Here is a 10,255-nt window from a genome sequence, read left to right as displayed (position 1 = left end):
ATAGTTCCGAGACCTCGTCCTCCAACGGCTAAGATAGTTGTGTTAGAATTAAACCAAGAAGCAGTTCCATCGCCACCAGAATTCCCTGTTCCTCCTGTACCAACAGATAAGTTATAAGTGTTTCCAGGTATAACTGTATAATTAGTTCTTACATATCCACCTCCAGAACCACCCCCACCAGCGGCTGGGTTTCCTGTAACTCTTTGCCCACCAGCACCTGCTCCCCAAGCCTCGACAGTAATAGAGGTTACTCCACAAGGCACTGTAAATGTATCTGTACCCGTATTGGTATAGGTTACAGTAGTTTGAGCATGTGTTTGTGTTATTGTTGCAAAAAAAGCAAAAATGAAGAATAATTGTTTCTTAAAAGCATTCGAAAGGGCATTTGAATGGCTAATGATTGTTAGGTTTGGGTAACTGTTTTTCATAATAAAGTAGGTATCTTTTAAAAGAAACAATAGGCTATTACTTCAAAAATCATTAATAATCAAAAAGACATGATTTGTCCTAAATACTATTTTATGTGTCTGAGTTTGGAGTCTATTATTTCCTAAATCAAAACAAAAGTAATTTATAATTTTTTATCTACAAAAAAACGGCTATGAATACCCTATTATTAACGATAAAATGACAAAATACTTCGACGAATGGTTTTTTATAATTGATTTTTTGTATACATTTGTTGTGTAAAACGATCTTTAAATTAATGAAAATGAAAAAATTAACTCTTTTAATGGTGTTTTTTGCGTTCGGATATACAAATTATGCTCAATTGTTTATCAAAGATGGTAGTTATATTTATAATACTGATCAAGTAGTTTTTGTTAAACAAGATGTCAATTTAGAAACAAACTCTAATTTTTATTTAAGAAATCAAGCTCAATTAGTACAAGGTAAAACAGGAACTTCTACTAATATGGGTGATGGAAAACTTTCTGTATATCAGGAAGGAACATCTAATGCTTTTGTTTATAATTATTGGTGCTCTCCAGTTGGAATTGCTAGTGTTTCTGCAGGGAATACTGATTTTGGTATTTTATTAATGAATAGACCAACATCTGTAACAAATTCTTCTGTTATAACAACAACGACTTATGATGGTTCAACTTCGAATTCTACTTTAGCAGTTGCAAAACATTGGATTTGGAAATATATAACAGCCAATGGGTACAATCCAGGTGGGCCAAATGGGTGGATTCATGTACAAGATACGCAAACACTACAACCAGGACAAGGTTTTACAATGAAAGGAGTGACAGGTACAGATGCAACTTTAATCTCTTCTGAAGCCATTCAAGCTAATAATATTGGAGATAATCAACGTTATGATTTTAGAGGAAGACCAAATGATGGTGACATATCTGTTGATGTTGATGTTAGTGATTATACCTTAACGGGGAACCCTTATCCTTCGGCTTTAAATGTAAGTGCTTTTCTTTTAGCTGGTTCTAGTTCAAATTGTACTGGAATCGCTTATTATTGGGAACAGGATAAAACGGATAGTTCGCATTATGTAACAGATTATCATGGTGGTTATGGGGCTTTTTCTCCAGTTTCTTTGGTTTCCAACGGAATTTATGTGCCTGCAACTTTTGATACTTATAATGGAAATGGAACACTAAATACAACAGGTTCTTCCTCTGGATTAGTAATTGAAAGAAAATATGCCCCAATTGGACAAGGTTTTATGATAGAAGGAAATGCTTTGGGAAGTGTAGTTTTAAAAAATGGCTACAGAGAATACATTAAAGAAGGGTCGGGTTTATCTCAATTTGAAAGAAATGTTTCTATACAAAACACAACAGCTACTTCCTCTCAAGTTCCTCATTTGCGTTTTGATATTTCTTTAAATAATCTAAATACGCGTCAATTGGGATTAATATTGATTCCTGAAGCTACAGATTTAGTAGATAGTGGTATTGATGCTAAAAGTCTTGCGGATGATAATTTGCCAAATGATGTTTATTTCTTTTTAGATAATAATAAATATGTTATTGAAGGTGTACCTTTTGATGTGAATAAAAGAGTTAAAATTGGCGTTAAGTCGGTCCCAAATACTTCTTTTAATTTTAAATTATCACATGTCATTAACTTTGATCAAAATCAGAATGTTTATGTTTATGATGGTTTAACACAAACGTATCACGATATAAAAAATGGTAATTATGATGTGATTTTACCAGGTGGAATAATCAATGATAGATTTGAAATTACGTTTACAGCAAGTGCTTTAAATACCGTTGAGAATTTTGAAGAACATTTTGCAATTTATCAAAATAACGATTTTCAGACCTTAATAATTGAAAATAATCAACTGATTGACTTGCAATATGTTTCGCTTTTTGATATTGGAGGTAAAGTTGTCTTTCAAAAAGAAAAATTAGGGGCAAATTCAAGTTATCAATTTCCAACAAGTTCACTTAGTGATGGGATTTATATTGTAAAATTAGTAGCAAGTAATAATCAAAGTTTAAGTCATAAAATTATAATAAAGCATTCTAAAAAATAGATTCAACTATAAAGTATAATTAAAGCAGTCTATAAAATCTATAGGCTGCTTTTTTTTGATTATAACAAAGGTATTTGTAATTTTGTACAAATGAAAATTAAGACTCAAAAAATAGCCCTAAATAATCCTAATGTGGAATTGCATCTTAGAAGGGAAGACTTAATTCATCCTTTAATTTCTGGAAATAAATTTAGAAAACTCAAGTATAATTTAATTGAAGCAAAAAATAAGAATGAATCCACTTTATTGACTTTTGGAGGTGCGTTTTCTAATAATATTTTAGCTGTTGCAAGTGCTGGATCTGAAAATAATTTTAAAACAATTGGCATAATTAGAGGAGAAGAATTAGAAGGTAAAATTGATGAAAATCCAACCTTAAAAAAAGCACAAGAACTTGGTATGCAATTCAAATTTGTTTCAAGAGAAAAATATAGAGATAAAAACAATAAGGATTTTGTGGCTAATTTAAAAAGTGAATTTGGTTCATTTTACCTTTTACCAGAAGGAGGAACAAATGATTTAGCCATAAAAGGTTGTGAAGAGATATTAACAAATGAAGATGAAATTTTTACTCATATTTGTTGTTCAATTGGTACTGGTGGTACAATTTCAGGAATTATTAATGCAAGTTTTACTAGTCAACAAGTTATTGGTTTTCCTTCTTTAAAAGGTGATTTTATTTCAAATGAGATTAGTAACTTTGCAAACAAATCTAATTGGAAAGTGATTTCTGATTATCATTTTGGAGGTTATGGTAAAATAACTGAGGATTTAATTCGTTTTATAAATGACTTTTATTCAAAATATAAAATACCATTAGACCCAATCTATACAGGAAAAATGATGTTTGGAATTAATGATTTAATTGAAAACAATTATTTCCCCAAAGGAAGCAAAATTTTAGCCATTCATACTGGTGGAATTCAAGGAATTCGAGGCATGAATGAATTGTTAAAAAAAAAAAAAAGAAATAATAATTACAAATGAAATTTAAAATCGCCCTAATCGCTATTTGTACGGTATTTTTAGTAAGTTGTGGTTCACAAAAAATCAGAACAACAAGCTCAAAAAAGCCAACTAAGAAAACTACTGTAGCAAAAAAAAATAAAGTAAATAACAACGAACAAGAAAAGTTAGAAGCAACTTCTTTTGTGGTGGTTTCTTTTGAAAACGTAGAGGAGTATATTTCTTGGTTTAAAAACACTGCTATTAGTAATATGATTAACTATAAAATTCCGGCAAGTATTACTTTAGCTCAAGGAATTTTAGAATCAGGTGCAGGAAAAGGGGAGTTGTGTAAAAAAGCAAACAATCATTTTGGTATCAAATGCCATGTTGGTTGGGAAGGATCAAGTGTGCACCATGATGATGATGAGTCACAAGAATGTTTTAGAAAATACAATCATCCGGCAGAATCGTATAGAGATCATTCCATGTTTCTAACCTCTAGAAGTCGCTATAAATTTTTATTTGATTTAAGAGGGAATGATTATAAAGGTTGGGCTCAAGGTTTAAAAGATGCGGGTTACGCAACAGATCCAAAATATCCAGCAAAGCTAATAACTATAATTGAAAAGTATAAATTATATAGATTTGACAACGAAACATTAGGAATATCTAATGATGAAGCGGTTGTTTATGAAACTCCTAAAAAAGAAATTGACAGTACAGAATATGCCGTAGTTCAAGGAGATACATTGTATTCAATTTCTAAAAAATATAGTATTTCAATTGAAGATTTAAAAAGCAAAAACAATATCTCTGACAATGCCATTTCTATTGGTCAGATCTTAAAGATAAAATAATGTTATATAAAAGAAGTAGTGAATTATTTATAGAAGCTAATAAAGTAATTCCTGGTGGTGTTAACTCACCAGTTAGAGCCTTTAAATCAGTTGGAGGAACTCCAATATTTGTAAAAAGTGCCAAAGGACCTTATTTGTTTGATGAAGATGGTAATAAATTAATTGATTATATCAATTCTTGGGGACCAATGATTTTAGGTCATGCCTACGAACCCGTGATAAATGCAATTACCGAAAGAGCAAAATTAGGAACGTCTTTTGGAATGCCAACGGAGCTTGAAACAAAAATTGCTGAATTAGCCGTTTCTATGGTGCCAAATATTGATAAAATTCGTTTTGTGAATTCAGGTACAGAAGCTTGTATGAGTGCAGTTCGTCTAGCTCGTGGTTATACCAAAAGGGATAAAATAATAAAATTTGCAGGATGTTATCATGGACATTCTGATTCGTTTTTAATTCAAGCAGGAAGCGGAGCTATTACTTTTGGCTCACCAAATAGTCCTGGAGTAACAGAGGGAACAGCCAAAGATACTTTATTGGCTAAATACAATGATGTGGATAATGTTAAAGCATTGTTTGATGCCAATAAAAACGAAATAGCAGCTGTAATTATTGAGCCCGTTGCCGGAAACATGGGGTGTATTACTCCTAAAGAAGGTTTTTTAGAAGCATTAAGATCACTTTGTGATGCATCAGGCACAATGTTAATCTTTGATGAAGTAATGACCGGATTTCGATTAGCAAAAGGTGGGGCGCAAGAATTATATAACATCAAAGCAGACATTGTTTGTTTTGGAAAAGTAATTGGTGGAGGTTTACCAGTTGGAGCTTTTGCTGCAAAAACAGAAATTATGGATTATTTAGCGCCCATTGGTCCGGTTTATCAAGCTGGAACATTGTCAGGAAATCCATTAGCAATGGCTGCTGGTTATGAAATGCTAAAAGAGTTAAATTCGGATAAAGAAATCTATAACAGATTACAAGAAAAAACGGCTTATTTGCATAAAGGAATTCATAAAGTTCTATCTGACAAAAACATTGAATTTACCATAAACAGAGTTGGATCAATGATTTCGGTGCATTTCGATAAAAATGAAGTATCTGATTTTGATACAGCAAAAAATGGAGATAATGAAAGTTTTAAAAAGTTCTTTCATGGGTTGTTAAATGAAGGAGTGTATATTGCTCCATCAGCTTACGAAACTTGGTTTATTACGGATGCCTTATCTTATGAAGACTTAGATTTTACAATAAATGCTGTAAATAAAGTAGCAGATAGTTTATAAAATAGAGTATTTAAATAAAAATGAAAGATTAGAATATTTAGCATACTTAGATTCAGAATTAAAATCTAAGATAGTAGATTTGGTATAAGTTCTAATTCCAAAGGTGTATTTTTTGTAACTATAATTTAAGCCTAATGCAAAATTATAAATCATATTATTTGTCATTGCTAAGTCTTGTTCAATTTCATAATCGACTTTGTTGTTTCCAATTCCTTTTTTAATATTGTAAATAGCATCAATACTGATTTTAGAATTTTCATTTAAATAAAAATAATGTCTTAGACCTGGAGCTAGTTGAATGTGGTTATATTGTACAGTTACGTTTTGATTTTCATATAAAGAAAAACCTTTGTCGTCTTTTAAAACAGCATTATTTTTATAAGTATTGAAGGAAGCTTCAATAAAAGCAGCCCATTTGTTGTTATTGTATGGGAAAACTAATTCAAGTTCTAATCCTGCTCCAAGAGTTGTTTTACTGTCAAAATTTTTAGAATATAAAGAACGATTATTGTTTGATAATTCCAGAGAACTAAAATTTGCTGCTATTAAGGCTTTAATGTTAGTTTTTGTTTTCTTTAAAGATTTGTAAATTATATATTCTGAGTTTGAACATTCATTATATTCTTTAAAATATTTTACAAGACTTGTTTCAGTATAAGAAGTTTTGTAAATTTTTTCTCTATTCATATTGCAGTTTACATTGCTGAATAATTGCTTTAAATAATCATTATTAGTTAGTATTGTTGTGCCAGAAAAAACTTCATCACCATTTTCTCTCATTTTAGCAGCATCTATTTCATTAACCCTGTATTTTTTGTATATTAATTCTTCAATTTCTCTAGATGAATTGTTAAAAAAATATTTTCCGTATATGCCATAATTCATCAAATAAAGTGAAGCGTTACCTTCTAATAAAACTTTTAATAATAATTCTTTTTTTTCAAAAATAGGATCTTTGATGTATCCAATTTCTGAAAGTGCATTTGCAGAAATATCAATATTAACATTAAATTTTTTATATTTTGAAAAATCATAAATTTCAAATTCTTTTAACTTTTCAGAATTAACATAAATTACTTCTGCATCCTCAATATTTTTTTTAAAAATAATTTCTGAGGGATTATTTTTCCAATCAAGATTTTTTATAAACCCTTCATGTTTAATATTGTTAAGATCTACATAACTTCCTGGTTCAAATTTTGTTTGTGCAAAAGAAAAAACAGAAGTAAATAGGAATAAAAAAAGTAATTTTGTTTTCATAAATAAGTTGTTATCAAGTAATAAAAATAAAGCATAAAAAAAATGAAGTCAAAAAACTTCATTTTTTTTATGCTTTTAGTAAGAATACTCTAATTTTTAATTAATTTTTTATAAAGTACTTGATCAGATTTTAATTTTTCCATTTCATTAGCATCTAAAGTTGCTGCTAATTTATGCTCTATAACTTCAGTTAAAACTTTAATTCTTTCTTCAGAGATACCTTCAGTTAATAAAACTTGGTGTTTTTCAACAAATAAATTTTGTAAATCTTTTACAATTGGCCCGCTAATTTCTAGATATTGAGCTAATGCTTGAGCATCTACTGTTCCTAATTCTAGAGCAGTTTTTCCTTCTTGGGCATTTGCATTAAAAGAAAGTGCAAACATAAATACAAAAAGAGCAATTATTTTTTTCATGGTGGTTGATTGTTTTGATTTTGAAAGTCAAATCTAACTATTTTTTTTTAATTTCAAAATAATAAAGCTACTTTTTTATTTACAGACTCTTACTTATTTGCTCTTCTTTCTTTCATTTTTTCTTTTCGGTCACCCATTTTTTCTTTTCTATCTTCTTTCGTTGCTTCCCATTTTTTGTATTGTTCATCCGTTAAAATGGTTTTCATTTTTTTATCAATGGCTTCTTTTTTCAAATCCATTTTTGCTTTCATTTCTGCTCTTTGCTCTTTGGTAGCTTTTTCAGCAGTTTCTTTTATCTCTTTTCTTTTTTCAATCATTTCAGCTCGATCTTCCTTTTGAGCATTTAAAAGTTCTTTGACTTCTTTTTGTTGTTTTTCATTTAAATTAAGATCAGTTGTCATTTTCTTAATTTGCATTTCAGTTCTTTGTTCTGGAGTTATTTCTTTAAAATCTCCTCTTTTACCTTTTCCTTGAGCAAATGTTGTTAATCCAACAACTAATAATGCAGCTACTACTAATTTTTTCATTTCTGTAATTTTTTAAAGTTTGATGATAAGACGTTGATACTATCAAAAGGTTTAATTCATTAACAAAAAATTATTTTTTTTATAATTAATTAGCCACAGATTCAAGGATTTTTATTATAAATCTGTGAATCTGTGGCTAAAAATAGTTAAACGCTATTAGTCTTTAATTTTTCAACTCTACAATTTTACCATCACCTTCAACTCGTACTGAAGTCATGTTGTGTTTTGCCAATCCTTTCATAGCAGCATCCCATTTTTTTCCGCTCAAAGCTGATTTGGTTTTTAGTTCCACTAAATCCATTCCATTTCCATTTTTGACTAATAAATCAATTATCATTTTTTCTTCTTCAGATAATTCAACTTGTTTTTTCTCTGGACGCATTTGAGGAAAAAACAATACTTCTTGTATAGATTGATTGTTCGTTAAAAACATGATTAACCTATCCATTCCAATTCCTAGCCCAGAAGTTGGAGGCATTCCATACTCTAATGCTCTTAAGAAATCTTCATCAATAATTCCAGATGCTTCATCATCTCCTTTTGCAGCCAAAGCCATTTGATTTTCAAAACGGCCTCTTTGATCAATTGGGTCATTTAATTCTGAATAAGCATTTGCAATTTCTTTACCACAAACCATTAGTTCAAATCGTTCTGTTAACTCTGGATTGTTTCTATGCTCTTTACATAATGGTGACATTTCTTTAGGATAATCTGTAATAAATGTTGGTTGAATAAAGTTTCCTTCACATTTTTCACCAAAAATTTCATCAATTAACTTTCCTTTCCCCATTGTTTCATCTACTGCAATTCCCATAGATTGAGCAGCCTCAAATAACTCTTTTTCAGATTTCCCAGTAATATCAAATCCTGTAAAATTTTTAATGGCATCAGTCATTGTAACTCTTGCATATGGAGCTTTAAAGCTTACTTTCTGTTCACCAAAAGTTGCATCCGTTGTTCCGTTTACTTCATTTGCACAATGTTCTAATAAGTTTTCGGTAAATACCATCATCCAATTGTAGTCTTTGTAAGCTACATAAATCTCCATGGCTGTGAATTCAGGATTATGGGTTCTGTCCATTCCTTCATTTCTAAAGTTTTTCGAAAACTCATAAACTCCATCAAAACCACCCACAATTAATCTTTTTAGATATAATTCATTAGCAATTCTCATGTACAAAGGAATATCCAATGCATTGTGATGCGAAATAAATGGACGAGCAGCAGCTCCACCAGGAATAGCTTGTAATATAGGAGTCTCAACTTCTAAATAGCCTGCATTGTTGAAGAAATTTCGCATGGCTGTAAACAGTTTAGTTCTCTTTACAAAAACCTCTTTTACTTTTGGGTTTACCACTAAATCTACGTAACGCATTCTGTAACGCAATTCAGGATCCACAAATGCATCGTGTACATTTCCTTCAGTATCTGTTTTTGGTAATGGTAACGGACGAAGTGTTTTGCTTAGCAAAGTCAAATTTGTAACCTTAATGGTTTTTTCACCTACTTGTGTGGTAAACATTCTTCCTTCAATTCCTATAAAATCACCTAAATCAATTAATTTTTTAAAAACGTCATTGTATAAAGTTTTGTCTTCACCTGGGCAAATTTCATCTCTATTTACATAAATCTGAATTCGACCTTCACTATCTTGCAATTCGGCAAACGAAGCTTTTCCTTGAATACGAGTACTCATCACACGACCAGCTAAAACCACCTTCTTATCTTCTACATATTCTGTTTTAACTTGTTTTGAAGTAGTGTCTACAGGATATAAATCTGCAGGATAGGGGTTAATACCTAGAGCACGAAGTGAATTTAATTTCTCTCTTCTAATGATTTCTTGTTCCGAAAGTTGCATAATATCTTTATTTTAAGCTTGCAAAGATAAGTATTAGTTTGAGAGTTTCAAAGTGTTGTTTTTGTTTCAATTTTTTTCTAAATATCCAAATACTAAACATTCAAAAATCTATTTGAAACCTAAGGTTTGGGCTTATTTAGTTTTATAAATCCTGCCCTCCATTCTATTCTTAATGAATCGGGAGATGTCTCAATATTTATGAACTGTTTGATAAATCATTTGTATATTTGCAATCACAAATTGAAATGAAGAAACATAGGTTTTATAAAAGATGAACAAAAAAATCCAATTACAAGATTTAGGACATAAAGATTATAAAGAGACTTGGGATTATCAAGAAGAGCTTTTCAAAAAAATTGTTGATTTAAAAATCAAAAACAGAAGAGAAGAAAGAAATGAAGAAACTCCAAACTATTTTTTATATGTAGAACATCCTCATGTTTATACTTTAGGTAAAAGCGGAGATTTGACAAATTTACTTTTATCCGAAAAACAATTATCCGACAAAGGAGCAACTTTTTACAAGATAAATAGAGGAGGAGATATTACTTATCACGGACCAGGGCAAATTGTGGGCTATCCTATTATAGA

9 protein-coding genes and 1 pseudogene are annotated in these 10,255 nt (G+C 30.2%); 5 read left to right on the top strand and 5 right to left on the bottom strand.

Annotated features, from left to right (window positions below; genetic code table 11):
* The coding region (locus AACZ53_RS11535) for a glycine-rich domain-containing protein (protein ID WP_339838541.1) at positions 1 to 428 on the bottom strand (428 nt) is incomplete at its 3' end.
* A 284-nt stretch (positions 429 to 712) separates the two neighbouring features.
* On the opposite strand from AACZ53_RS11535, the gene AACZ53_RS11530 reads away from it, so the two are divergent.
* From AACZ53_RS11530 to hemL, 4 genes are all read left to right on the top strand, one after another.
* On the top strand, positions 713 to 2,509 hold the full coding sequence (locus tag AACZ53_RS11530; RefSeq protein WP_339838538.1) for a T9SS type A sorting domain-containing protein: 1,797 nt from the start codon (positions 713 to 715) through the stop codon (positions 2,507 to 2,509).
* A gap of 90 nt (positions 2,510 to 2,599) precedes the next feature.
* Complete coding sequence (locus AACZ53_RS11525; RefSeq protein ID WP_339838535.1) at positions 2,600 to 3,496, top strand: pyridoxal-phosphate dependent enzyme; 897 nt, start codon at positions 2,600 to 2,602, stop codon at positions 3,494 to 3,496.
* Complete coding sequence (locus tag AACZ53_RS11520) at positions 3,493 to 4,314, top strand: glucosaminidase domain-containing protein (RefSeq protein ID WP_339838532.1); 822 nt, start codon at positions 3,493 to 3,495, stop codon at positions 4,312 to 4,314. Before AACZ53_RS11525 ends, AACZ53_RS11520 begins: the two co-directional genes overlap by 4 nt.
* Positions 4,314 to 5,600, top strand: coding sequence for a glutamate-1-semialdehyde 2,1-aminomutase (hemL, locus tag AACZ53_RS11515; RefSeq protein ID WP_339838530.1), 1,287 nt, complete (start codon positions 4,314 to 4,316; stop codon positions 5,598 to 5,600). The genes AACZ53_RS11520 and hemL overlap by 1 nt, the downstream gene beginning before the upstream one ends.
* On the opposite strand, the gene AACZ53_RS11510 is transcribed toward hemL, so the two are convergent.
* The 4 genes from AACZ53_RS11510 to lysS form a co-directional block, all read right to left on the bottom strand.
* A complete protein-coding gene (locus AACZ53_RS11510; RefSeq protein WP_339838529.1) occupies positions 5,595 to 6,860 on the bottom strand; it encodes a hypothetical protein in 1,266 nt (421 codons plus the stop codon). The two genes, hemL and AACZ53_RS11510, sit on opposite strands and share 6 nt — an antisense overlap.
* 89 nt (positions 6,861 to 6,949) lie before the next feature.
* Entirely contained in the window at positions 6,950 to 7,276 is a 327-nt protein-coding gene (locus tag AACZ53_RS11505) for a hypothetical protein (RefSeq protein WP_339838526.1), read from the bottom strand.
* Between the two features lie 89 nt (positions 7,277 to 7,365).
* Positions 7,366 to 7,803, bottom strand: a complete 438-nt coding sequence (locus tag AACZ53_RS11500) for a DUF4890 domain-containing protein (RefSeq protein ID WP_339838523.1) — start codon at positions 7,801 to 7,803, stop codon at positions 7,366 to 7,368.
* A 163-nt stretch (positions 7,804 to 7,966) separates the two neighbouring features.
* On the bottom strand, positions 7,967 to 9,664 hold the full coding sequence (gene lysS, locus AACZ53_RS11495; protein WP_339838521.1) for a lysine--tRNA ligase: 1,698 nt from the start codon (positions 9,662 to 9,664) through the stop codon (positions 7,967 to 7,969).
* A gap of 271 nt (positions 9,665 to 9,935) precedes the next feature.
* On the opposite strand from lysS, the pseudogene AACZ53_RS11490 reads away from it, so the two are divergent.
* A pseudogene (locus AACZ53_RS11490) lies at positions 9,936 to 10,255 on the top strand (lipoyl(octanoyl) transferase); the annotation flags it as partial.

The sequence above is a fragment of the uncultured Flavobacterium sp. genome (genome assembly GCF_963975005.1).
Classification (GTDB): domain Bacteria; phylum Bacteroidota; class Bacteroidia; order Flavobacteriales; family Flavobacteriaceae; genus Flavobacterium.
Note: the sequence above shows the minus strand (reverse complement) of the source record. Positions and strands in the feature narration are given on the sequence as shown.

Bases quoted from the DNA above. Each gene is read 5' to 3' on its own strand.
- AACZ53_RS11530 (WP_339838538.1), top strand. From the start codon at position 713: ATGAAAAAATTAACTCTTTTAATGGTGTTTTTTGCGTTCGGATATACA.
- AACZ53_RS11525 (WP_339838535.1), top strand. From the start codon at position 2,600: ATGAAAATTAAGACTCAAAAAATAGCCCTAAATAATCCTAATGTGGAA.
- AACZ53_RS11520 (WP_339838532.1), top strand. From the start codon at position 3,493: ATGAAATTTAAAATCGCCCTAATCGCTATTTGTACGGTATTTTTAGTA.
- hemL (WP_339838530.1), top strand. From the start codon at position 4,314: ATGTTATATAAAAGAAGTAGTGAATTATTTATAGAAGCTAATAAAGTA.
- AACZ53_RS11510 (WP_339838529.1), bottom strand. From the start codon at position 6,860: ATGAAAACAAAATTACTTTTTTTATTCCTATTTACTTCTGTTTTTTCT.
- AACZ53_RS11505 (WP_339838526.1), bottom strand. From the start codon at position 7,276: ATGAAAAAAATAATTGCTCTTTTTGTATTTATGTTTGCACTTTCTTTT.
- AACZ53_RS11500 (WP_339838523.1), bottom strand. From the start codon at position 7,803: ATGAAAAAATTAGTAGTAGCTGCATTATTAGTTGTTGGATTAACAACA.
- lysS (WP_339838521.1), bottom strand. From the start codon at position 9,664: ATGCAACTTTCGGAACAAGAAATCATTAGAAGAGAGAAATTAAATTCA.